16 protein-coding genes are annotated in these 24,071 nt (G+C 73.3%); 9 read left to right on the top strand and 7 right to left on the bottom strand.

The window, feature by feature from the left end:
* Nucleotides 1–84: 84 nt before the first annotated feature.
* Nucleotides 85–627, bottom strand: a complete 543-nt coding sequence (locus BMZ92_RS01480) for a flavodoxin domain-containing protein (RefSeq protein WP_177228492.1) — start codon at nucleotides 625–627, stop codon at nucleotides 85–87.
* Nucleotides 628–809: 182 nt separating this feature from the next.
* Between BMZ92_RS01480 and BMZ92_RS01475 the strand changes: the two genes are divergently transcribed.
* The gene (locus tag BMZ92_RS01475) at nucleotides 810–1,472 is read left to right on the top strand and encodes a dienelactone hydrolase family protein (protein ID WP_091503744.1); all 663 of its coding nucleotides are present in this window, start codon (nucleotides 810–812) and stop codon (nucleotides 1,470–1,472) included.
* Between the two features lie 31 nt (nucleotides 1,473–1,503).
* Here BMZ92_RS01475 and BMZ92_RS01470 read toward each other — a convergent pair whose 3' ends face one another.
* Nucleotides 1,504–1,827, bottom strand: a complete 324-nt coding sequence (locus BMZ92_RS01470; protein ID WP_091503742.1) for a hypothetical protein — start codon at nucleotides 1,825–1,827, stop codon at nucleotides 1,504–1,506.
* A gap of 140 nt (nucleotides 1,828–1,967) precedes the next feature.
* Here BMZ92_RS01470 and BMZ92_RS01465 point away from each other — a divergent pair, with 140 nt between their 5' ends.
* The 5 genes from BMZ92_RS01465 (at nucleotide 1,968) to BMZ92_RS01445 (ending at nucleotide 17,002) form a co-directional block, all read left to right on the top strand.
* Nucleotides 1,968–2,363 (top strand): hypothetical protein, encoded by a 396-nt coding sequence (locus BMZ92_RS01465; protein WP_091503741.1) that lies wholly within the window; start codon nucleotides 1,968–1,970, stop codon nucleotides 2,361–2,363.
* A 3-nt stretch (nucleotides 2,364–2,366) separates the two neighbouring features.
* Nucleotides 2,367–3,437 carry an isocitrate/isopropylmalate dehydrogenase family protein gene (locus BMZ92_RS01460; protein ID WP_091503739.1) on the top strand — a complete coding sequence of 357 codons (1,071 nt, stop codon included), beginning with the start codon at nucleotides 2,367–2,369 and terminating at the stop codon, nucleotides 3,435–3,437.
* Between the two features lie 211 nt (nucleotides 3,438–3,648).
* Nucleotides 3,649–7,440 carry a non-ribosomal peptide synthetase gene (locus BMZ92_RS01455; protein ID WP_091503737.1) on the top strand — a complete coding sequence of 1,264 codons (3,792 nt, stop codon included), beginning with the start codon at nucleotides 3,649–3,651 and terminating at the stop codon, nucleotides 7,438–7,440.
* Complete coding sequence (locus BMZ92_RS01450; RefSeq protein WP_091503736.1) at nucleotides 7,440–16,115, top strand: non-ribosomal peptide synthetase; 8,676 nt, start codon at nucleotides 7,440–7,442, stop codon at nucleotides 16,113–16,115. Before BMZ92_RS01455 ends, BMZ92_RS01450 begins: the two co-directional genes overlap by 1 nt.
* 14 nt (nucleotides 16,116–16,129) lie before the next feature.
* A complete protein-coding gene (locus tag BMZ92_RS01445; protein ID WP_091503734.1) occupies nucleotides 16,130–17,002 on the top strand; it encodes a TauD/TfdA dioxygenase family protein in 873 nt (290 codons plus the stop codon).
* Nucleotides 17,003–17,018: 16 nt separating this feature from the next.
* Here the strand turns inward: BMZ92_RS01445 and BMZ92_RS01440 are convergent, their stop codons facing one another.
* The 4 genes from BMZ92_RS01440 to BMZ92_RS37950 form a co-directional block, all read right to left on the bottom strand.
* Nucleotides 17,019–17,429: an STAS domain-containing protein gene (locus BMZ92_RS01440; RefSeq protein WP_091503732.1), complete on the bottom strand. Its 411-nt coding sequence runs from the start codon at nucleotides 17,427–17,429 to the stop codon at nucleotides 17,019–17,021.
* Nucleotides 17,430–17,700: 271 nt separating this feature from the next.
* The gene (locus BMZ92_RS01435; RefSeq protein ID WP_091503730.1) at nucleotides 17,701–18,705 is read right to left on the bottom strand and encodes an LLM class flavin-dependent oxidoreductase; all 1,005 of its coding nucleotides are present in this window, start codon (nucleotides 18,703–18,705) and stop codon (nucleotides 17,701–17,703) included.
* A gap of 22 nt (nucleotides 18,706–18,727) precedes the next feature.
* Complete coding sequence (locus BMZ92_RS01430) at nucleotides 18,728–19,021, bottom strand: ArsR/SmtB family transcription factor (RefSeq protein WP_091503729.1); 294 nt, start codon at nucleotides 19,019–19,021, stop codon at nucleotides 18,728–18,730.
* A 74-nt stretch (nucleotides 19,022–19,095) separates the two neighbouring features.
* Nucleotides 19,096–19,563: a helix-turn-helix domain-containing protein gene (locus BMZ92_RS37950; RefSeq protein ID WP_245782825.1), complete on the bottom strand. Its 468-nt coding sequence runs from the start codon at nucleotides 19,561–19,563 to the stop codon at nucleotides 19,096–19,098.
* 107 nt (nucleotides 19,564–19,670) lie between these two features.
* Here BMZ92_RS37950 and BMZ92_RS37945 point away from each other — a divergent pair, with 107 nt between their 5' ends.
* Nucleotides 19,671–19,964 carry a hypothetical protein gene (locus tag BMZ92_RS37945; RefSeq protein WP_245782824.1) on the top strand — a complete coding sequence of 98 codons (294 nt, stop codon included), beginning with the start codon at nucleotides 19,671–19,673 and terminating at the stop codon, nucleotides 19,962–19,964.
* Between the two features lie 89 nt (nucleotides 19,965–20,053).
* Here BMZ92_RS37945 and BMZ92_RS01420 read toward each other — a convergent pair whose 3' ends face one another.
* A complete protein-coding gene (locus BMZ92_RS01420; protein ID WP_091503727.1) occupies nucleotides 20,054–21,043 on the bottom strand; it encodes an alpha/beta hydrolase in 990 nt (329 codons plus the stop codon).
* Nucleotides 21,044–22,361: 1,318 nt separating this feature from the next.
* Between BMZ92_RS01420 and BMZ92_RS01410 the strand changes: the two genes are divergently transcribed.
* Entirely contained in the window at nucleotides 22,362–23,456 is a 1,095-nt protein-coding gene (locus BMZ92_RS01410; RefSeq protein WP_091503724.1) for an LLM class flavin-dependent oxidoreductase, read from the top strand.
* The gene (locus BMZ92_RS01405) at nucleotides 23,449–24,063 is read left to right on the top strand and encodes an FMN reductase (protein WP_091503723.1); all 615 of its coding nucleotides are present in this window, start codon (nucleotides 23,449–23,451) and stop codon (nucleotides 24,061–24,063) included. Before BMZ92_RS01410 ends, BMZ92_RS01405 begins: the two co-directional genes overlap by 8 nt.
* Nucleotides 24,064–24,071: the final 8 nt, after the last annotated feature.

Raw genomic sequence — 24,071 nt, 5'->3', positions numbered from 1 at the left:
TCGTTTGTCACCCACATGCGTTACACGGTATGCACCTTTTTGTCCGGTCGCTCTTCTGGCGAGCCGCCAACAAGCAGCGCTTTTTCAGCCGACGAGGTGCGGGTCGAGCGCGGTCGCGGCCCACAGCGTCGTGGCGATCGTGTCCGCCCAGTGGCGGAACTCGGGCCAGTTGCGGTAGTCGCCGAACCCGCCGCTGGAGGCCACCGCCGACGCCTCCGACAGCTCGCCCGGGTCGAGCCTGCGCCAGTCGAGCGCCCCGATGAACGCGCGGTGCTGGTGGGCCCCCGTCAGCTCGCGCAGCCTGGTCAGCTCTTCGCCGTCCAGCCGCACCGCGGGCGGGGAACCGCAGGCACCGCTGGAAAACAGCCACACCGGCCGCGCCACCAGCGCCTCGTGCTCGCGCTCGGCCAGCTCCCGCGCGGACTCGACCCACCGGCCGTGGTAGACCGAGCTGCCCAGCACGACGGCGTGGTACTCGTCGACCTCGGCCACGAACACCGCCGGGCGCACGTCCACCTCCGGCAGCTCACCGAGCAGCGTCAGCGCCTCGCGCAGCCTGCGGCCGATCTCGTCCGCGATCTCCAGCGTCGCCCCGTGCCTGCTCCCGACCGTCACCAGCACCTTCACGACGCGCTCCTTCCGCCGCCGGATGACCTCTTTCGATGCTGGCCCCGGCCGGGCAGCGTGCGACAGGGCCTCCCGGCCCCGGAACGCGGGCCGGAAGTCCTGACGGGACAGGACCAACGGTTCCCGTGTGTTTCACGATTGAGGTCGACGGGTAGGACCCGTCGCGGAGGCAGGAGGGACCGGTGTTCTTCGACGACGACGTGCGGCTCCCGCTCGGCGACCTGGAACTGGAGGCACACCTCGCGCTGCCCAGCCGGGAGAGCGGGGTGGTCGTGTTCGCCCACGGCTCCGGCAGCAGCAGGCACAGCCCGCGCAACCGGCGGGTCGCGGAAGTGCTCCGGCAGGCGCGACTCGGCACCCTGCTGGTCGACCTGCTGACCGCCGAGGAGGAACGCGCCGACGAGCTGCGCTTCGACATCCCGGTGCTCGCGGGGCGGGTGGCGGCGATCGTCGACTGGCTCGCCGACCAGCCCGCGACGGCGCATTCCGCGGTGGGCCTGTTCGGCGCCAGCACCGGCGCGGGCGCCGCGTTGCTCGCCGCCGCCGAGCGGCCCGCCGCCGTGCGCGCGGTCGTGTCCCGCGGCGGACGGCCCGACCTCGCCGGAGACGCGCTCACCCGGGTCCAGGCGCCCACGCTGCTCATCGTCGGCGAGCGCGACGAGACGGTGCTCGACCTCAACCGGCAGGCGCTGGACCGCCTCCGGTCGGGCAAGCACCTGGAAGTGGTGCCCGGCGCCGGCCACCTGTTCGAGGAACCGGGCACGCTCGACCAGGCGGCCCGCCTCGCGGCGGACTGGTTCACGCGCAACGTCGGCACCGGCCCGGCCGTGCCACCGTCGGCGTGAGCCGTTCTCCCGGCTGGACGCGCGAAACCGCTCAGAAGCTGATGTTGCCGTGGATGTCCCCGGCCTGCACGACCTTGCCGTGCACGGTTCCGGTGATCTGGTTGTTCACCCCGCCGTTCGCCGTCTGCTGCCACTGGCCCCGCAGCGCGGCGGCGAACTCCGGGTCGGCCTGCGCTTCCGCGTCGAGCCGCTCGGCGAGGGCCCGCACGCTGCCCTCGTCCGCGGGATCGGCCGCCTCGAGCGCGCCGGCGGCCTCCGGGTGCCGCGAGAACCTGTTCTTCACCAGGTCGTACAGCCCCGTCGCCGCCTTGGTGGCGAGCGTGGTGGCGATGGTCATCAGGATCTCGTCCGGCATGGCACTCACCATAGGTGAAGACGGCAGCCACAGTCGAAGCTCTCGGCCCCCGGGCGGGGGACGCGCCTCGTCGTCCCGGCCGGGGCGCCCGGCGGCGGTTAAGCTGACGGCCGCGAACCGGCAGGCGAAAGGCGGCGAAGGTGACGGTCTGGGCCGACGTGATCAACTACGTGCGTGTCCGGTACGAGGTGCTGGAGGAGACGGAGCACTGGCTGCGGTTCCGCGTCGACACCGGGGGCGGCCGGACGCAGCAGGTCGCGGTGCACTACCTGCCCGACGTCGAGGGCGCGCCGTGCGCCGAGATCTCGTCCCCGGTCGGCTGGGCCGACAAGATCGACCTGCGCCGCCTGCTGGAGCTGGCCGGCACGTCGCCGGTGGGGGGCGCCGCCGTCGTCGACGGGGTGGCCCTGGTCAAGCACACCGTGCCGCTGGCGTCGCTGCACCTGGAGGAGGAGTTCGGGCGGCCGCTGCGCTCGGTCGTGGCCAGGGCCGACGCCCTGGAGCACGAGCTCGGCGCCGGCTCCGACGAGTTCTGACACGTGCTCCGGCTGGGAGTCCTCGACGGGGACGGGATCGGGCCCGAGATCGTGCCCGCGGCGGTGCGGGTCGTGGACGCCGCGGTCGCGGCCGCCGGCGGTGAGCCCGTCGAGTGGGTGCCGCTGCCGGTCGGTTTCGCGGCGATCGAACGGCACGGCACGCCGCTGCCCGAGGACACGCTGACGGCGCTGGCCGGGCTCGACGGCTGGCTGCTCGGGCCGCACGACAACGCCGCGTACCCCGAGCCGCACCGCTCACGGCTCAACCCCAGCGGCACCATCCGCAAGCACTTCGGCCTGTTCGCCAACATCCGCCCCGCGAAGGCGTTCGAGGGCACGCACGCGCGCGTCGCGGGCACCGACCTCGTCGTGGTCCGGGAGAACACCGAAGGCTTCTACGCCGACCGCAACACCTACGCGGGCGCGGGCGAGTTCATGCCGACGCCCGACGTGGCGATCGCCCACGGCATCTTCACGCGTGCGGCCGTCGAGCGCATCGCGCACGAGGCGTTCCGGCTGGCGCGGACCCGCCGGCGCCGCGTCACGATCGTCCACAAGGCCAACGTGCTGCAGCTGACGAGCGGGCTGTTCCTGCGGGTGTGCCGTGAGGTCGCCGGGCAGTACCCCGACGTGGCGGTGGACGACGAGCACATCGACGCCATGACGGTGCACCTGCTGCGCCGCGCCCCGGAGTTCGACGTGCTCGTCACGGAGAACATGTTCGGCGACATCCTTTCCGACCTCACCGCGGAGCTCGCGGGCTCGCTGGGCATCGCCCCGTCGATCAACGCCTCCGCCGAGCGCGCGATGGCGCAGGCGACCCACGGGTCGGCCCCGGACCTCGCCGGAACGGACGCCGCCAACCCGGCGGCGATGATCCTCTCGGCCGCGATGTTGCTCGGCTGGCTCGCCGCGCGGCACGACGACGCCATGCCGCGCGCCGCCGCCCGGCTGATCGAGACGGCGGTGGCGGAGACCTTCCGCGCGGGCGTCGCGACGGCCGACCTCGGCGGCTCCGCGGGGACCCGCGAGTTCACCGGCGCGGTCGTGGCGGCGATCGCCCGCACGGCCTAATTCCCCGGCCCGCGCCAGGGGTGTCCGGGCGGGCGTGCCGGGGTCATCGGGCAGTGATCCCGGGCACGGGGGCCACTTTTCCGACACGGCCGGTTACCTTCAGCAGTCAGCCGGTTGAACTCTCACCGAACGCGAAGGCATCCGGCGAACCGCGGCCGAACCGACGACGTTCCGGCGGTCCGAGAAGGTGCCGGAAGGACGGTTCACGCGCATGTCCCACAGCCCTGTCCCCGCCCAGGAAACCGCCCCGCTGTCCCCGGCGCAGCGGCGGTTGTGGGCTCTGGCGCAGCTGGACGCGGCGAAGGCCGCCTACAACGAGGTGATGCCGTTCCGCCTCCGCGGCCCGCTCGACGTCGGCGCACTCGCGGCGGCACTGGACACACTCGCCGCGCGCCACCAGGTACTGCGCACACGTCTGCTGACCATCGACGGCGAGCCGCGACAGGTGATCGAGCCGCCGGGAAGCGGTTTCCCGCTGCGTGTGGTGAACCTGACGGGCCACCCCACACCTCAGGCGCGCGCCGGAGAACTGGTGCGGGAGACGGCCAGCGCGCCGTTCGACGTCGAAAGCGGGCCGCTCGCCCGTGGCTGCCTGACCATCCTCGGTCCCGACGAATTCGTGCTGGTCCTGACCGCGCACCACGTCGTGTTCGACGGCTGGTCCCAGAGCCTCCTGCTGCGCGAACTCGCCGCGTGCTACCGCGGGGAGACGCTGCCGCCGTTGACGTGGCAGTACTCCGACCACTCGCGCCGGCAGGACGAGTGGCTGGCCGGGGACGAACCGGCCCGCCAGGGCACCTACTGGGCCCGGCAGCTCGCCGGTGCCCCTCCCGTGCTGGACCTGCCCACCGACCGCCCGCGTCCGCCAGAACAGGACCACCGCGGCGGACGCGTGCCCGTGGTCGTCAACGCGAACCTCAACGCAGGCCTGCGGGCGCTTGCGCGGGACACCGCCGTCACGCCGTACTCAGTCCTGCTCGCGGGCTGGGCGGTCCTCCTGGCCCGGCTGTCCGGACAGGACGATCTGGTGATCGGCGTCCCGACCGCCAACCGTGATGCCCGGGCGGCGAACCTGCTGGGTCACCTCGTCAACACCCTCGCGGTGCGCCTAGACCTGTCCGGCTCCCCCACGACCGCCGGGCTGCTCGCGCGGACCAGGGCGACCGTGCGTGCCGGTCTGGACCACTCCGGGCTGCCGTTCGAGCGTGTCGTGGAGCTGGTCAACCCACCACGCAGCCCCGCGTACAACCCGCTGTACCAGACGATGGTCGCCTGGATCCCGTCGTTGCGCGGCGTGCTGGAGGTGCCCGGCCTCGACGTGACGCCGCTGGACCTGACCGAAGCGCCCGCCAAGTGCGACCTCACACTCGCGCTGGCCGAAGAAGGCGAGCAGCTGGTCGGCTACCTCGACTACGCCACGGCGTTGTTCGACCGCGCGACCGCCGAACGGTACGTCCGCTACTACCTCCGCGTGCTCACCCGGCTGGTCGCGCGGGAAGCCGTGGACGACATCCAGCTGCTCGACGACGCGGAACGGCGGGAACTGCTCGCCACCTGGAGCACCGGCCCCACGCCGGAACCCCGCCCCGGCGGACTCGTCGCCCGCTTCGAGGCCCACGCCCGGCAGGACGGCGACCGGACCGCGGTCGTCAGCGGCGGTTCCCGGCTCAGTTACGCCGAACTGGACCGGCGGGCGAACCGGCTTGCGCACACGCTTCTTGACCGCGGGGTGCGGCCTGGTCAGGTCGTCGCAGTGCCCGCCGCCCGGTCGCCCGAGCTGCTGGTGGGGCTGCTCGGGGTGCTCAAGGCGGGGGCCGCGTACCTGCCGCTGGACCCCGCGCAACCACCTGCCCGGCTGGCCGCGATGGCCGCCGACGCGGCGCTCGTGCTGGACGCGGCGGACCTGGCGGACCCGCCGTCCACTGTGGACATAGCGCCGACCGTGGACGACGACCCGGAACGGATCGCCTACGTCATCTACACGTCGGGGTCCACCGGCCGTCCCAAGGGGGTGGCGGTACCGCACCGGGCGGTGCTCAACCTCCTCGACGACTGGGCGGAGCGGTTCGGCACCACGCCGGGCGAAGCGGTTTCGGCGTGGTCCAGCACGGGGTTCGACGCGTCGGTGCACGAGTTGCTGGTGCCGCTGACCACCGGCGCCGAACTGCACCTCGTCCCGGAGGAGATCCGGCGCGACCCCGCCGAGGTGCTGGCCTGGATGCGGGAATCCCGCGTGGTGCACGCGTTCCTGCCGCCGTCGTTCGTCCGCTGGATCGACGAGGACCCGCACGCGCGCCTGGCCGGGCTGGCGTTGCGCCGTGTGCTGACCGGAGTGGAGTCCCTTCCGGAGTCCGCGCTCGCCCGCATGCGGGAAGTCCTGCCGGGGCTGGAGATCTGCTTCGGCTACGGTCCCACCGAAGCCACGGTCTACGCGACCTCCTGCACCCGCTTCGATGCCGTGGAGCGGCCCGCGCCGATCGGCAGACCGCTCGCCGGCACGCGCCTCTACCTGCTCGATGAGCACCTCCGACCGGTGCCGCCCGGCGTCACCGGTGAGGTGTTCCTCGCCGGGGCGTGCCTGGCGAGCGGCTACCTGGGCAGGCCCGAGCTGACGGCGGAGCGGTTCGTGCCCGACCCGTTCGTCCCGGGCGAGCGCATGTACCGCACCGGTGACCTCGCCCGGTGGCGGTCCGACGGCAACGCCGAGTTCGCGGGCCGCCGTGACGACCAGCTGAAGGTGCGGGGTTTCCGCATCGAGCCGGGCGAGGTCGAGGCCGCGTTGCTGGCGCTGCCCGGTGTCCGCGAGGCCGCCGTGCTCGCCGACCGCGAAGACGGTGACGCGCGGCTGGTCGCGGGTGTCGCGGGCGGCACCGGACGGAGCGCCGCGCAGTGGCGGGAAGCGCTTACCGCGCACCTGCCCGACTACATGCTGCCGTCGGTCTTCGTCGAACTCCCCCGCCTTCCCCTGGCACCCAACGGGAAGCTCGACCGCGCTGCCCTGCTGACGGCGGCCCGCGGCGCCGTGCCGCCCCGGGTCAACACCGCCAGTCCCCGTGACCACGTCGAACTGACCCTGCACCGCATCTGGTCCCGTGTGCTGCGGCATCCGGCGTTCGGCATCACCGACGACTTCTTCGACCTCGGCGGGACGTCGGTCTCGGCGGTGAAGGTCTCCCACGCGGCGGCCGCGGAGTTCGGCGTCCCGCTGCCGATCCGCGACATCCTGCTGCACCGCACGATCGAAGCACTCGCCGCCCGGGTCCGCCGCGAAGTCCCGCCCGGTGGGACCGGCAGCCTCATCGAGTTCCGGCCCGGCGACGGGCGGAGCCGGGTCGTGTGCGTGCACCCCGCGGGCGGGACGGCGTTCTGCTACCTGCCCCTGAGCGCCGCGCTGCCGCCGTCGGTGGGGGTGCTGGGTCTCCAGGCACCCGGCATCGAGCCGGGTGAGACGCCGCTTCCCACGGTCGAAGCCATGGCCGAGGAGTACCTGCGGCTCGTCGGACCGCGGCCGGACGAAACGATCGTCCTTAGTGGACTGTCCTACGGCGGTCTCGTCGCGCACGAGATGGGGCGGCGGCTCGCGTCGTCCGGGCACGAGCGGGTGAGCGTGGTCCTGCTCGACACGCGGTCCAGCGAGGGAGCGGAGGCCGAACCGGTGTCGATGGCGGAGTTCCGGGACAAGCTGATCCGCTTCAACGGCATGTACCCGGGCATCGAGGACGACCAGGTGGAGCGCTACTTCCGGATCTACAACCACAACCGGCTCACCGCCGGGGCGTACGAGCCGCCACCGACCTCGGCCCCGCTGGTGTTCGTGGAGGCCACGGCCGACGACACCCCGCCCGGCGAGGCGTTCTGGCGGCAGCGCGCACACGGCGGGCTGCGGGTGGTGCCGGTCGGCTGCGGGCACTGGGACCTGCTGGAAAGCGCCGGGCTGCCCGTCGTGGCCGGGGCGATCACGCACCAGCTGACCCGGCTCGCGGCCGTCGCGGTGGAGGTGTGATGGCGATCGCCCAGGCGGTGCACGAACGGGCCCAGCGCACGCCCTCCGCGATCGCCGTGGTCGACGGCAACCGCGAGCTGGACTACCAGACCCTCGACAACGCCGCCGCGTCCGTCGCGAATGGACTGCTCCACGCCGGGGTCCGGCCGGGGCAGGCGGTGGCCGTCGCACTGCCGCGCTCGTGGCAGCTGATCTGCACGATGCTCGGGATCCTCCGGCTCGGTGCGCGGGTCGTCCCGCTGGACGTCGACAGCCCGCCGGACCGGCGACAGCACATCCTCGCCGACTCCGGCAGCGTGGTGCTCGTGTCCGACACCGAGCCCGCGCTCAGCGCGGACGAACTGCTGGCGGCCCCACCCGTCATGGAGCCGCCCGCACCGCCCGCCGCCGTGTCGTTCCTCTTCTACACCTCCGGCACGACAGGCCAGCCGAAGGGTGTCGAGGTCCGAGAGGCCGGCATCCTGCGGCTCGCCCGGCCCGGCTACATCGAGATCGAGGACGGCGCACGCTACGCCTGCCTGGCCAACCCCGCATTCGACGCGCTGAGCTTCGAGGTGTGGGTGCCGCTGCTCACCGGCGGCACGTGCGTCGTCCTCGACGCCGCGACCGTGCGGGACCCCGGGGCGTTCGCGGCGGCACTCGTCCGGCAGCGCGTGGACACCGTGTTCGTGACCACCGCGTTGTTCAACGCCGTCGCCGCCGTGGTACCGGAGTGCTTCGCGACGACGCGGCAGGTTCTCGTCGGCGGTGAGCAGCTCAGCGCTCGGATGATGCAGCACTGGTACCGGCACAACTCCACGAGCACCACCAAGCTGTACAACATCTACGGCCCGACGGAGACCACCACTTTCGCCGTCTGCCAGGCCATCCCCCGCGACTTCGCCGGGGACGTCGTGCCGATCGGGCACCCGCTGCCCGGCACGGAAGCGGTCCTGGTCGCGCCCGGTGAGGACCGCCTCGCCGAACCCGGGGAGACGGCCGAGCTGTACCTCGCGGGCGACGGTCTGGCCGCCGGGTACCGCAACCTCCCGGACGAGACCGCCGCGAAGTTCGTGCGCCTGCCGTGGCGGGGCGGCGATCGGCTGTACCGGACCGGCGACCTGGTGCGCGCCGAACCCGACGGCGCGATCGTCTACATCGGACGGACCGACCGGCAGGTGAAGGTGCGGGGCTTCCGCGTCGAGCCCGGCGAGATCGAGCACCGGCTGCTGGCGCACCCGGCCATCCGGCAGGCACACGTCGTCACCCGCCGCGCCGCCGAGGACGGTCCGCTCGAGCTGCTGGCGTACCTCGTGCTCGGGGAAGCGTTGTCCTTCGAGTCGTTCGAGGAACACGTGTCGGCGACGCTGCCCGGCTACCTGCGCCCGCACCACGTGTACGTGGTGGACACCTTTCCCCGCACTCCCAACGGGAAGACCGACGAAGCCGCCCTGCTGCGCCACGGCGGTGAACCTTGGCGCCCGGCCGCTGCCGGTCAGGAAGCGACGGACTGGCAGCGCGAGGTGCTCGATCTCGCCGAGGAGGTGCTGGGGGTGCCGCCGCGGCTCGCCGACCGGTGGGTCGCCGCCGGGGGCGACTCGCTCAAGGCGCTGGCGCTGCGGTTCGCGATCCAGCGGCGCTGGGGCTGCGACGTCCCGCTCTCCACCGTGCTCGACGAGGATTTCGCCGGGCTGGCCGCCGCGATCGACGCCGCGCGGTCCCGCGGGCCGGAACACCCTGTCGTGCCTGCCCCCTCGGCCGCGTTGTCCGCGCCCGCGACCAGCGAGCAGCAGCGGCTGTGGTTGCTCCAGCAGGGAGGCTCGCGCGCCTACGACGTGGCCTTCACGTTCCGCCTCGACGGCGAGGTCCACGTCCCGGCACTCCGGCAGGCAGTACGCACCCTCGTCGAACGGCATGTCGCCCTGCGCACCGGTTTCACCGCCACATCCGAGGGCCTGCGGCAGGTGGTGGGCGAGCCGTACGACCCGTGGGAGGAAAGCGCTTCCTCCGAGGCCTTCTTCGCGAAGCCGTTCGACCTCGCCGAGCCGCGGATGTTCGCGGCCTGCTTCCTACCCGACGACAACGGGGGGTTCCTGCTGCTGCGCCTGCATCACATCGCCGTCGACGGCTGGTCGGTGAACGTGCTGCTGCGTGAGTTGTCCGCCGCGTACACCGGCGAAACGCTGCCCGACCCGCCGCACACTCCCCTCGATTTCGCTCCCTGGCAGCAGCAGTGGTTCGCCACGTCCGGCTACACCCGCCAGCGGGACGAACTCCGCGCCTTTCACGACGTTAGGGAACGCGAGCCCGTGCCGCCGTCCCGAGCGTTCCCGCCCGCCCGGCTGCTGCACCGGGCACTCCCCCACCAGCGCGTGGACGAGTTGTGCGCCGAGCTGGGCCTGACCCGGTTCCAGCTGCTGCTGGCGGTGTTCGCGTGGAGCCTCTACGCCGTCACGGGGCGGACCGATCTGGGCGTCGGCGCGCCCGTCACGAACCGGCCCGTGCGGGAGTTCGGTGACAGCGTGGGCATGTTCGCGAACACCGTGCTGCTGCCGCTGTCCGTCGATCCGGAGCAGGACCTGCGCACGCAGCTGGAGCAGCTGGCGGCGGTGAGCCGCACGGTGCTCGGCCGGCAGGACGTCGCGCTGGCCGACCTGCTCGACGTCGCGGCTCCGCCCGAGTTCCTGTTCGTCCTGGAGAACACCGATTTCGACGCACTGACACTGCCCGGCTGCGACGTCAGTCCTGTGTGGACGGTACCGGGCGAGGCGAAGTACGCGGTGACGATGTCGGTGGTGGACCGCGGCGACGGTTTCGACTGCCTGTGGGAGTACGCGGACGACCGGTTCAGCGAAGCGCAGATCGCCGCGATGGCCGACCTGTTTCCCCGCGCACTGGACGCGCTCGCCGGAACCGCGACCCCGAGGCAGCTCGCCGCCCCGTACCGGCAGGACGTGCGCGGCCCGGAGATGCCGTTGGCCTACACCACGATCGCCGAGGTTTTCGCCCGCCAGGTCGCCGCCACGCCCGACGCGCCCGCGGTGCACGACGGCGAGCCGATCTCCTACGCCCGCCTCGACGCCTACGCCTCCGCGCTGGCCGCGGAACTGGCCGCGCTACCCCACGACGACCAGGCTCACGTGGCGTTGTTCTGCACGCCGTCGGTCGAGCACGTGGTGGCGCTGCTGGCACTGGCCAAGCTCAACCTCACCGCGGTGCCCCTCGACCCGGCGTACCCACCCGCCCTGCTGCGGGAGGTCCTCGACCAGGTCGGACCGCTGTGCGTCCTGCTGCGCGAGGAGGACGAGGCGGCGTTCGACGCGCTCGACCCCGGCGTCCGGCGCCACCGGATCTCGTTGTCCACGGCTGGAACACCCCCGCTCCCGCCACACGAGGGCCACCGCCCGCTCTACACGCTCTTCACGTCCGGCTCGACCGGTGTGCCCAAGGGCGTGCGGGTCTGGGACCGCACCCTCGCCAACCTGCTGCAATGGCAGGCCACCGAGGGCGGCCTCGGCGCGCCCGCCGTGACACAGCAGTTCTCGATGCTGTCGTTCGACGTGTCGTTCCAGGAGATCTTCGGCACCCTGTGTGGCGGCGGCTGCCTGCACCTCGTGCGCCCCGGCTGGCGGCAGGACCTGCCCGCACTGCTGGCGCAGCTGGAATCGGCGGGCGTCGAACGGCTGTTCCTGCCCTCCGTCGCGTTGCAGCTGCTGGCCGAGCACGGGGTGCGGCTCGGCCGGTACCCGTCGCGCCTGCGTGAGGTGATCACCGCTGGGGAACAGCTGGTGTGCACCGATGCCCTCCGCCGCTGGTTCGCGGGCCTGCCCGGTGCGCGCCTGTTCAACCACTACGGCCCGACCGAGACGCACGTCGTCAGCGGCCTGTGCCTCGATGGCGATCCAGCGCGGTGGCCCGACCGCCCCGCGATCGGGCGGCCGATCGCCAACACCGTGTTCCGGGTGGTGGACGCCGACGGCGAGAACCTCCCGCCGGGGCAGGTCGGCGAGCTCCTCATCGGCGGTCCTTTCGTCCGCCGGTGTTACCTCGGCGACGACGCGCTCAACGAGCGCCGGTTCACGGCCGATTCGTACTACCGCAGCGGCGATCTCGCCCATCTCGACGAGGACGGGCTGTTCCACTTCGCCGGCCGGGCCGACGACCAGCTCAAGATCAGCGGTTACCGCGTCGAACCAGGACAGCTGGAAACAGCGCTGCTGCGGCATCCGGGCGTCGTCAACGCCGTCGTCGCCCGAGACGGAGACCAGCTCGTGGCCTGCCTGCAGGTCCGTGACGAGGCGCCGAGCGTTGACGAGCTGCGCGCGCACCTCGCGCCGCTACTGCCCGCCCACCTGCGCGTGGACCGGTTCCGCGTCCTGCCGGAGTTGCCCCGCACACCGAGCGGGAAGGTGGACCGGGCCGCGGCACCGCACGCGCCCGGACAGGACCTGCGCCGCGCGGCACCGGCCACCGCGCGCAGCCCGCTGGAAGCCCGCCTCGCCGCGGTGTTCCAGGAGGTCACCGGATCCGCCGCCGAACCGGACGAGACGTTCTTCGCGGCCGGAGCGTCCAGCCTCGCGCTGATGCGCTTCCAGCTGCGCGCCACCGCCGAACTCGGCCTGGACTTCACCGTCGCGGACCTGTTCGAGCACGTCACGATCCGCGCACTGGCCCGGTTCCTCGAAGGTGCGGCACTGCAAGCCGAACGCGCACAGCGGGCCCCGCAGGACGAGCCCGTCGCGGTGATCGGCATGGCCGTCCGGCTGCCCGGCGCCCCGGACCTGGCCGCGTTCTGGGACCTGGTGCGCACGGGCGGCAGCGGCATCGAGCACTTCGACGCGCCCGACGGCCTCGTCGGCGCCCGCTCCCGGCTCGCCGATCCGCTGGGCTTCGACCCCGCGCACTTCGGCATCAGCCCACGCGACGCCGCGCTGATGGACCCGCAGCAGCGCCAGCTGCTGCTCACCTGCGTGCAGGCGCTCGCCCACGCCGGAATCGCCGACCCGTCGACGGCCCGGGTGGGGCTCGTCGCGGGCTGCGGCGAGAACACCTACTTCCAGACCATGCTGCGCGAAGCCGATCCCGGGCAGCTGCCCGATCCGTTCCAGCTCGCGCTGCACCACGACAAGGACTTCCTCGCCACCAAGGCGGCCTACCACCTCGGCCTCACCGGCCCGGCGTTCACCGCGCAGTCCGCGTGCTCCAGCTCGCTCGTCGCCGTGCACCTCGCCGCCGGGCTGCTGCGGCAGGACGACGCGGACGTGGTGCTCGCGGGCGGTGTCCTCGTCGATCCGACGCTGTGGGAGGGCTACCGGTACCGGCCGCAGCACATCTTCTCCGAGGACGGGTACTGCCGGTCGTTCGGCGACGACGCGACCGGCACGGTCGGGGCGAGCGGCGCCGGGATCGTCGTGCTCAAGCCGCTCAGCCGCGCCCGTGAGGAGGGCGACACGGTCTACTCGGTGCTCACCGGCTCGGCGATCAACAACGACGGTGCCGCGAAACTCGGCTACGGCGCCCCGTCGGTCGCGGGCCAGCGCGAGGTCATCCGCACCGCGCTGCGGCGCAGTGGCCGCAGCGGTGGTGAAGTGGCGTACGTGGAGGCGCACGGCACCGGCACGCGGCTCGGCGATCCGGTCGAGGTGAGCGCGCTGCGGCAGGCGCTCGGCGAGACCGAGCCGGGGCGCACGGCGTTGTCCACGGTCAAAAGCCAGCTCGGGCACCTCGGCGCCGCCGCGGGCGTGGTCGGCCTGGTGCGGGCGACCCTCGCCGTGCACCACGGCGTCCTGCCGCCCACGCCCGGCTTCCGCGCGCCCAACCCTCGGTTCGGCGCGGACTTCGAGCCGTTCTTCGTGCCGGCGGAGGCCCGCCCGTGGCCCGCGGACCGGGAGCGGGTCGCGGCCGTGAGCAGCTTCGGCATCGGCGGGACGAACGCCCATGTGGTGCTGGAAGCGGGACCCGCGACGGAAAACCCGCGGTCGGCACCAGGCTGCTTGGTCCTCTCGGCCAGCAGCGAGACGGCCCTGCGCACGGACGCCGCCCGCATCGCCGACCACCTCGAGGCCCACCCCGACAGCTACCCCCAGGTGCTGCGGCACCTGCAGGCCGGGCGCACCATTCACCGCTGGCGCCTCGCCTCCGCCTGTCCCGACCCCACCTCGGCGACCGCGTGGCTGCGCTCGGCCGAGCCGGTTTTCGTGACCCCGCAAGACACCATTGCCGCCGAGAACCATTCGCCCGCCGAGCTGGCGGACGCGTGGCTCGCCGGGCACACGATCACCTGGCCAGACGGACCGGCGCCTGCGCCGTGGAACTTCCCGCCCCCGGCCTTCGACCTCGCCGACTACCACTTCCGCCCCACCGAAGGTCCCCTGCGCCGCCCGGAATCCGACTGGCTCCACCAGCCGACGTGGACCCGCCTCCGCCGGGCGAGCACACCCGCGCGCAGCCCTCGCACCGCCGTGCTCATGTCGGCGAACCCGTCTCCGGACGCGTTCGACCAGCACTTTTCGCGTGTCGTGCGCGTGACGCCCGGCTCCGGGTTCGCCCAGCGCGGGCCGGACGCCTTCGAAGTCGATCCGGCAGATCCGGTGTCGCTGGGCCACCTCCTCGACGCCCTCGACGACGCCGAAGGGCTGGACTGGCTGCACGCCCTGCCCCTCGACGGCGACGCCCGCTGGGCCTGCCTCGACACCCCGGCCGCGCTCCTGCGCGCGGCCGCCGGGAAGCCGGTCGCGGGACGGTTGCGCACGTGGTGGCTGTCCTGGGGAGCGCTACCCGCGGACGGCGAAGTCCGGAACCCCTGGCCGGGGCTGCTCGCCGGGATCGCCGCGGTCGGCCCGCAGGAGACGCGCATACCGGGGCACTGGCTCGACCTGCCGGACCGGGAACTCGGGCGCTGGGCACCCGCGATCGCGGGCCTGGTCACCGGCACCCCGCCGCCGGAACGGGCCGCGCTGCGCCAAGGGTACTGGTGGACCGAAACGACGACGCAATTGTCCACTTCGGACACTATTCCGGTGTCCCTCGACCCGGCCGCCGTACACCTCGTCCTCGGCGGCACAGGCGGGATCGGCAGCGCGATCGCATCGTGGCTACTCACCCACACCCCCGGCCGCGTGCTGCTGCTCGCCCGCCACCCACGGCTTCCCGTTGAACTGGAGCAGTGGGCCGACCGCATCGGCCTGCTCACCGCAGACCTCGCCACCGGAGCCGACCTCGCCACGCTGATCGGCCCACGGCTCGACACCGTCGTGCACGCGGCCGGAACGGCGGCGGGCGGCCTGCTCAGCCACCGCGATCCCGCCACCGCGCACCAGGGCACGGCGGCGAAGCTGCAGGGCGTGCTCGTGGTGGAGGAGCTCATCGAGCGCTACCAGCCTGCGCTCGCCGTCTACTGCTCCTCCATGGCGGCCCGGTTCGGCGGGCTCGGGCAGCTGGACTACGCGGCGGCCAACGGCGTGCTCGACTCGTTCGCGCAGCACCGGCCCGAGGAGCCGACCGAACGGTTGAGCATCGCGTGGGACGTGTGGCGCGAAACCGGTATGGCCGTGGACGCACTGGCGGGCGACCGGCGACACCAGGCGCACCTCGCCGTCGGGCTGACCGTCGAGGAGGGGCAGCGGATGTTCGCCCGTGCGCTGTCCGCGCGGGTGCCCCACGTCCTGGTGTCCACTGTGGACCTCGACGCGGCGCGGGCGTTCTACTCCCCCGCCACGGACGCCCCCGCCGTCGAGCCCGCCGAGGCCACCGGCGACGTGCTGGCCCGTGAACTCCGTTCGGCGCTGGGCGTCGACGAGCTGGATCCCGAGGTGCCCCTGACCGACCTCGGCGCCGACTCCCTGACCATGCTCGACCTCGTCGAAACCGTGAAGCGGCACTTCGGCGTCGACCTGGACCTGTCCTGGCTGGGCCCCGAGGTGACGCTCACCGGCCTCCTCGCCCGGATCTCCGAAGCCGCGGCCGGGGCCGCCGGCACCGAGGACGTGCGGGTCGAGGTGTGGCAGCACGGGACCGGCCGGGACGTGCTGTGCCTCGTCCACCCGGTCGGCGGGGACATCCAGGCCTACCGCCCGCTGGTGGCGGCCCTGGACCCGCGGCTCACCGTGTGCCTCATCGCCGACCCCGCCCTGCGCGCGCCCGTGCCACCGGAGTGGCCGCTCGCCGAACGGGCCCGCCGCTACCACGCCGCGCTGCAGTCCCGTTTCCCCGACGACGAATGGCGGTGGCAGCTGGGCGGCTGGTCGTTCGGCTCGTGGGTCGCGCTCGGCATGGCCGCCGAGGCCGAAGCCGCCGGACGACCCGTCGCCGCGCTGCACCTGTTCGACCCGCCCGCGCCCGACGCCGGGCACGCACTGGGCCAGTACGACGAAACCGAGCTGGCGAGGGTGTTCGCCCTCGAACTGGGCAGTGCCGAGGCCCCTGCGCAGGCCTACGCCGAACGCCTCGCCCGCTGCTGCCGCGCCAACCTCGCCAGCATGGCCACGCACCGGTTGCCACGCCTGGCCGCGACGCCCTCGCGCCTCTGGTTCGCCACCCGCCCCACCGACGGGCTGCCCGCCGTCCCCCAGCGGCCGGAGCCGTGGCAGGACCTGCTGACCGGCGGGTGCGAGTGGCACCACCTGGACACGACGCACTACGAGCTGCTCGAACCGCCCCACGTCCGGACGCTCGCCGCGACCCTCGGCGAGCCGTGAAGGGAAGGAAACCCATGGAACAGTACGAACTGGACGCCGTCGCGCGGATCACGACGAGGCCGCGTCCGGAGTACCGCACGATCGGGGTCACCACCCTCACGGCGGTGCTGGGCGCCGAGGTGTCGGGCCTCGACCTGTCCCGTGAGCTGAGCGAGGAGCAGCTCGCCGAGGTCAAGCAGGCCTTCCTCGACCACCACGTGCTGGTGTTCCGCGACCAGCGGATCTCCGAGGACGACCACAAGCGCCTCGCCGGGCACTTCGGCGAGCTGCGGCCGGTCAACCCGCCGCCCGAGGAGGGCGACCCGTACGTGCTGGAGATCAGCACCAGCCCGGAGGCCGCGAACGTCGCCGGGAACGGCTGGCACACCGACGGTTCCGCCGACGCGGAGCCCTCACTCGGCTCGATGCTGTACATCACGCAGGTGCCCGAGGGCGGCAGCGGCGGCGACACGCTGTTCGCGAACATGCACCTCGCCTACGACATGCTCTCCCCCGCCATGAAGCGCTTTCTCGACGGTCTGACGGCGGTGCACGACAACAGCCTCGCGTGGCGCGGCCACACCCCGCCGCCGGGCTACGACATGCCCGTCAACGAACACCCCGTGGTGGTGCGGCACCCCGAGACCGACCGCAAGCTGCTCTACGTCAACCCGGCCTACACCACGCACATCCCCCAGCTGTCGGCCGAGGAGAGCCGCGCGCTGCTCGACTTCCTGTTCGCGCTGGTGCCCGGGCGGCCGCTGCTCACCTGCCGCGTCCGCTGGCAGCCCGGCACGCTGGTGTTCTGGGACAACCGGTGCGTGCAGCACCACGCCACCTACGACTACTACCCGTTCACCCGCTACGGCAAGCGGGTCGCCATCAACGGCGGGCCGCCGAAGGCCTGACCGTCCACATCGGACGTCACCGGAAACCGGCGTCCCACACGTCGTACTCGACCGGGCGGCGCGGGGCGGGCAGCGTCACGACCGCGCGCGTGCACGTCTCGAACTCCCCGGCCAGGCCCAGCACCTCCAGCGGGCGGCGGACCGCGGCCGGGGCACCGGCGAGCCGCAGCGTGCCGCCCGCGGCGGCCACGAGGTCCCGCGCCCGCAGCAGCACGCCGACCCCGCTCGCGCCGCAGAACCGGACGTCGTGGACGTCGAGCACCAGCACCTCGGGCAGCGCGGCGGCCGCTTCCCGCACCACGGCTTCCAGTTCGGGGCTCGTCATCGCGTCGATCTCGCCGTCCACGTGGACGACGACCACCGCGGGCACCGGACGGCCCGTCCGCACGCGCAACCGGGGCCCGGACTCCCCACGCCGTTCGAGCACGATGCGCCTCCTGTCCTTGCGGATCCAGGGTCTCGCGGATCCAGGGATCCGGGGCCGGAGGCCTGGGCAGGGTGTGGTGGCACCCCGGCCCCGGATCCTGCCGCGAAGCCTGCCCGGCGGTCCGCGACGTCTGCTTTCGGCTCTAGCTTCGGTGCCGGCCCGCGCCGGCACCCGTCCAGCCTGGCACTTCCGGGTACCGGAGCCAATGCCACCACCGAGCGAATTCCGGGAACGGCCCCTCCACTCGGTGACCGGTCCACAGAGGACGGGCTCAGCCGCGCGCGGGCTCCAGCGCCATCGCGGCGGCGGTCAGCTCGACCGACCGGATCCGGTCCTCGATGCCGATCGCCTGGTGGACGGTGATCAGCTCGTCGGCTTGGGCGTCCGAGGCGAACTTCTCCAGGTATGCGCGCACCTCGTCGGGCGTGCCCTTCGCGGTGTACTTCGTCATCGACGCGAGCTGGCGCCCGCCCGGCGAGGCGAGGAACGCGTCGACCTCGGCGTCGGTGAGGGTGGCCCCGCCGGGACCGCGCGAGATGAAGTTCCGGGTCCGGTTGCGGTAGGCGACCTTCGCCTGCTCCGCCGCCTCCTCGGAGTCCTCCGCGGTGAACACGTTGACGCCGGCGATCACGTACGGCTCGGCGAGCTGGTCCGACGGCCGGAAGTTCTCGCGGTACAGGGCGACGGCCTGGTGCAGCGCGTCCGGCGCGAAGTGCGACGCGAAGGCGTAGGGCAGGCCGAGCTGCGCGGCGAGCTGGGCGCCGAACAGCGACGAGCCCAGGATGTACAGCGGCACGACGCCCTCACCCCGCGGCACCGCCTGCACGCCCGTCACGCGCGAGCGCCCGGCGAGGAAGCCCTGCAGCTCCAGCACGTCCTGCGGGAACGAGTCGGCCGACATCGGGTCGCGCCGCAGCGCCAGCATCGTGTTCTGGTCGCTGCCGGGCGCGCGGCCGAGGCCCAGGTCGATGCGCCCGGGGAACAGCGACTCGAGCGTGCCGAACTGCTCGGCGATCACCAGCGGCGAGTGGTTCGGCAGCATGATGCCGCCCGCGCCGAGCCGGATCGTCTCGGTGTGCTCGGCGATGTGCCCGATCAGCACGCTCGTCGCCGACGACGCGATCGAGGCCATGTTGTGGTGCTCGGCGTACCAGACCCGCGTGTAGCCGCTGCGCTCCGCCGCCTGGGCGAGCGCGACGCTGGCCGCGAAGCTGTCGCGCGCGGTCTGGCCGGGCGCGATGGGGGCGAGGTCGAGTACGGACAGTGCGGTGGGCATGGTGCGGCTGCCTTTCGTGCGCCTACAGGACGCGGTGAAGTCGTTCGGTGAAGGCCCGGATGCGCTCGTCGTCCCGCCGGTAGTACGTCCACTGCCCGCGCCGGGTCGCCCGCAGGAACCCGGCCCGGTGCAGGATCGCCAGGTGCGCCGAGATCGTCGACGCCGAGGTGCCCGCCTTCTGCTGGATCAGCCCGACGCACACCCCGAGCTCGGCCGTCTCGCCCTGGCAGGCGGGGAAGTTCGCCTGCGGGTCCTTGAGCCACTCCAGGACGCGCAACCGGGTCTCGTTGGCCAGTGCCTTGCACTCGTCGAGCACGCGCGCCTTCCTTCGGTATTTCGCTCATTAACGAAATTACTCCGGGTCGCCGTGCCCGCGCACCATGACCCCGCTCACCGCGGCGGGGTCCGGTGCAGCCGCCGCAGGGCCAGCGCGAGCTGCAGGCGCAGCCGCCCCCGTGGCTCGCGGACGGACCAGCCCAGCACGTGCTCCACCCGGTCCAGGCGGTCCTGCAGCGTCGAGTGGTGGACGACGAGTTCGGCCGCAGCGGCCCGCAGGCTCGTGCTGTCGGCGACCGTGACGAGTGTGGTGAGGACCCACGGACCCTCGGACGCGGCGCGTTCCAGGGCGCGGACGTCGGGCACGGGCTCGGTGTCCGGGCCGACCGCACCGGCGAGCACCGCGAGGCCGCCCAGCTCGGCGGCGTGCACCACACGCGGGCCCGGGTCCTGCTCGGTGCCCTCGGCGGTGAAGCGCAGCGCCACGCGGGCCGCTGCCCAGGAGCCGGGCAGGGCGAGCACGGCACCGGAGGGGCCGACGCCGACCCGGCCTGCCGGGAGCGGATCGGTGACCCGCTGCACGACCGGGACGCCGGAGGGCAGCGCGAGCGCGCGGAGCGTGCCGTCGAGGCCCAGTCCTCGGGCCGCGCAGCCGGGCGTCCTCGCTTGCGGACGCGTCGACGAGGACCGTGACCAGCGCGGGAGCGGTCGCCCCGCGGGCGGCCTTCGCGGCCCGCTCCAGGATCATCGCGTCGATCGGGCCGGGCGGGCCGGAACGTTCCAGCCAGAGCGTGCCCGTCCCGGCCGGGACGCTGGGCCAGCCTGGTTCCGGCGGGGACGGCCGCTGGGGAACGCCGTCGGGTGTGACCCGGATCCGGATCGCGCCGCCGTCGGAGAACCCGGCGGGCACGCCCGCGAGCACGGCGGCGCCCCGCACGACCGACTCCAGACCCGCGCGCGATTCGGCGAGCTGGTCGAAGTAGGCGATCACCTCGACGGCGGCGCCCGCGTCGGGATCGAGCGCCGCCAGCCTGCCCAGCAGATCCCTCATCCCACCATCGTGCCCCCTCGTTCAGCGGGCGAACACCCTTCGCAGCCACGGCAGGCGCTGCTCCCGCGCGATGCGCGACACGGTGGCCTCCGGTGCGAGCAGGTCGAACCCGTGGAAGCCGCCGGGCCACACGTGCAGCTCGGCCTGCCCGCCCGCGCGCCAGATCCGGTTGGCGTACTCGATGTCCTCGTCGCGGAACGTCTCGGCCGAACCGACGTCGATGAAGGCGGGAGGCAGCCCGGACAGGTCCGTCGCCCTGGCGGGTGCGGCGTAGGGCGAGACGTCCGGGCCGCCACGGGCGTCGCCGAGCAGCGCGGTCCAGCCGAACGCGTTCGCCTCCCGGTCCCACACGCCGAGGCCCGTCATCTGGTGGGCGGAGTAGGTGTCGTTGCGGTCGTCGAGCATCGGGCACAGCAGCAGCTGCCCGAGCAGGGCGGGGCCGCCGCGGTCACGGGCCAGCAGCGCGGTGGCCGCCGCGAGCCCACCGCCCGCGCTCGCCCCGGCGACGACGATCCGGTTCGGTTCGAAGCCCAGCTCCCCGGCGTGCTCGACTGTCCACACGAGACCGGCGTAGCAGTCTTCCAGCCCGGCGGGGAAAGGGTTTTCGGGTGCGAGGCGGTACTCGACGGACACGACGCCGAGCCCCAGTTCCTCCGCCAGTCCCAGCATCTCACCGACCTCGCGGCCGCGGTGACTGCCGATGACCATGCCGCCGCCGTGGATCACATAGAGCACACCAGTGGTCTGGACCACGGCCGTGGGACGGCAGATGAGCAGCGTGATGTCCGGCGCCCCGGCCGGCCCGGGCACGGCCCGTTCCTCGACGGTGAACGCGCCGTCGCGGGTGAGCTCGGCCAGGCTGAGCTCCTCCTCGCCCCGGCTCGCCCGGAGCGCGGGCAACGTCTCGGCGGTGAACACGAGCGGTCCCCGGCGCTGCTGCAGGGCGGCCAGTGCGGCGGCCAGCTCGGGGTCGAAGGGAACCGGGGGGCGTGCGTCCACGGTGCTCGTCATCGGGCTCTCCCAGTGCTGCGGGGCCACCCCGCGGTGGCCGGTACGGCCATTCTCGGGGGAACGCCCAGCGCCAGGCGGCGGAACCTGCCCGCCGGGTGGCGGGGTGGGGGTGGGACGGGGGTGGGACGGGGGTGGCCGGGGTGGGTGGGCGGCTGCAGGCCGGGGTGGCTGCAGGCCGGGTGGCCAGGCCGGGGTGACGGATGGGCGGGCCGGGGGGCCAGGCCGGGGTGACGGATGGGCGGGCCGGGGAGCCAGGCCGGGGTGGCGGATGGGCGGGCCGGGGCGGCTGTAGTCCGGGTGGCCAGGCCGGGTGGCGGCCGGGCGGGCCGGGATGGCGCGAGGCCGTTGTCCGGGCGGCCGGGCGGCTATAGGCCGGGGTGGCGGGTGGGGCGCGGGCCGGGGTGGCGGGTGGGGCGCGGGCCGGGGTGGAGGGAGGCGGAGCCAGGCAGCGGGGTCGGGGTGGCCAGGCGGGGGGCCGGGAATGGGCAAGGGCGAGGTGGCCGAGCGAGGGTCACCGCGGGGCGGACAGCGGGCGCTGAGTCAGGTGACGGGAGGTGTCGGTGAGACGCGGCCGGGCGAGGACGACCGCCCGGCGAGCCCTGACATCACCAGCCGAGCCGTCTCCGAGAGCACCCGCGAGCCGCCCCGAGCGGCGGAGCACCGGAGCCACTCGCACCACCCACCGGAGGCGGCGGGGCGCCATCGCCCGCAGCGCCGACGGTGCCGCCATCCCGGCGGCCGCCAACTACGGGCCGCAACCTCACCTCACCGACGCCACCACGACTGGCCGCGGCCCCACTGCCCACCGCCGCCACCCACGACCGACCGCCGCCCCGGCGGCCACCAACGACCGGCCGCGGCCTCACCACCGGTAGCACCCGCCCGAACTCCTCCGTGATCCGCTCCACCTCACCCCACGCGGCCACCCCGGTGCCGTTGACCCAGATGTCGATCCGCCCGCACTCCCGCTCCGCCGCGTCCGCGAGGGCTCGCATCGCGACCGGATCGGTCACGTCGGCGGGCACCGCGACGGCCTGCCCACCCACCCCCGGACGTCCCCCACCAGCGTCTCCAGCGCGGGCAGCCCCGGGCCGCGCACACGACCCGCGCACCCCGCGCCGCGAACTCGAGCACCGTCGCGCCCGATCCCGCTCGACGCTCACACCGAACACCGGCTTCGGCATCCGGACTCCTCCAACAGCCGACCCGGTCCCCGCACCCGCGGCGAGCACCCCCGCGACCACCGATTCTTCTCGCGGGAAATATTCTTCCGCGCGAGACGTTTACTCGGGCAGAACCCCCGAGGAGGAGGCACCCGATGCAGTTCGGAGTTTTCACCGTCAGCGACGTGACGACCGATCCCACGACCGGCGAGACGCCCGACGACACCCAGCGCGTGCGCTCGATGCTGAAGATCGCGCAGCACGCCGACGAAGCCGGCCTCGACGTCTTCGCCACCGGCGAGCACCACAACCCGCCGTTCGTGGCCTCCTCGCCCACCACGCTGCTGGGCTACCTGGCCGGCACCACGAAGAACATCGTCCTGTCCACCTCGACGACGCTGATCACCACCAACGACCCGGTGAAGATCGCCGAGGACTACGCCATGCTGCAGGTCATCTCGAACGGCCGCATGGACCTGATGATGGGCCGCGGCAACACCGGCCCGGTGTACCCGTGGTTCGGCAAGGACATCCGCCAGGGCATCCCGCTGGCGCTGGAGAACTACGCGCTGCTGCGCCGCCTCTGGGAGGAGGACGTCGTGGACTGGGAGGGCAAGTTCCGCACTCCCCTGCACGGCTTCACCGCGACCCCGCGCCCGCTCGACGGCGTGCCCCCGTTCGTGTGGCACGGCTCCATCCGCAGCCCGGAGATCGCCGAGCAGGCCGCCTACTACGGCGACGGCTTCCTGCACAACAACATCTTCTGGCCGATGTCGCACACCAAGCAGATGGTGAACTTCTACCGCCAGCGCTACGAGCACTACGGGCACGGCAAGGCCGACCAGGCGATCGTCGGGCTCGGCGGCCAGGTGTTCATGCGCAAGAACTCGCAGGACGCGTGGAACGAGTTCCGGCCGTACTTCGACAACGCGCCGGTGTACGGGCACGGCCCGTCGATGGAGGAGTTCACCGCCGCCACGCCGCTAACCGTCGGCAGCCCCCAGCAGGTCATCGAGCGGTACGCGGAGATGCGCGAGCACGTCGGCGACTACCAGCGGCAGCTGTTCCTGATCGACCACGCCGGCCTGCCGCTCAAGACCGTGCTGGAGCAGATCGACCTGCTCGCCGAGGAGGTCGTCCCGGTACTGCGCAAGGAGATGGAGGCCAAGCGCCCCGCGCACGTGCCGGCGAACCCGCCGAGCCACGCCGAGCGCGTCGCCGAGGCCAGGAAGAAGGCCGACAATGAGTGACTTCACGATCGTGGCCGTCTCCGCCGGGCTGGGCCAGCCGTCGTCCACGCGGCTGCTGGCCGACCGGCTCACCCAGGCGACCGTGGACGCTCTGCCGCCGGGGAAGACGGCGAGCGTGGAGACGGTCGAGCTGCGCGACATCGCGCACGACGTCGTCAACACGATGCTCACCGGCTTCCCCTCGGGCGGGGTGTCCGGGGTGCTGGAGAAGGTGACCGGCGCGAGCGGCCTGATCGCGGTGACGCCGATCTTCACCACGTCCTACTCGGGCCTGTTCAAGTCCTTTGTGGACATCCTCGACAAGGACTCCCTGGTGGGCAAGCCGGTGCTGCTCGGCGCGACGGGCGGCACGGCGCGGCATTCGCTCGCGCTGGAGTACGCCCTGCGCCCCCTGTTCACCTACCTGCGCACGGACACGGTGCCCACCGGCGTCTTCGCCGCGACCGACGACTGGGCGGGCGAGGCCGACAGCGTCAACCCGCTGCCCAAGCGCATCGAGCGCGCAGGCCGCGAGCTCGCGCAGAGGATCGCCGGTGGCGTGACCGAGGCCCCGGCGGACCCGTATGGCGCGGTGCCGAGCTTCGCCGACATGATGCGGGACCTGTGAGCGGGAAT

Source organism: Amycolatopsis sacchari (genome assembly GCF_900114035.1).
Taxonomy (GTDB): Bacteria; Actinomycetota; Actinomycetes; order Mycobacteriales; family Pseudonocardiaceae; genus Amycolatopsis_E; species Amycolatopsis_E sacchari.
This window is presented reverse-complemented; position numbering and strand designations above follow the sequence as displayed.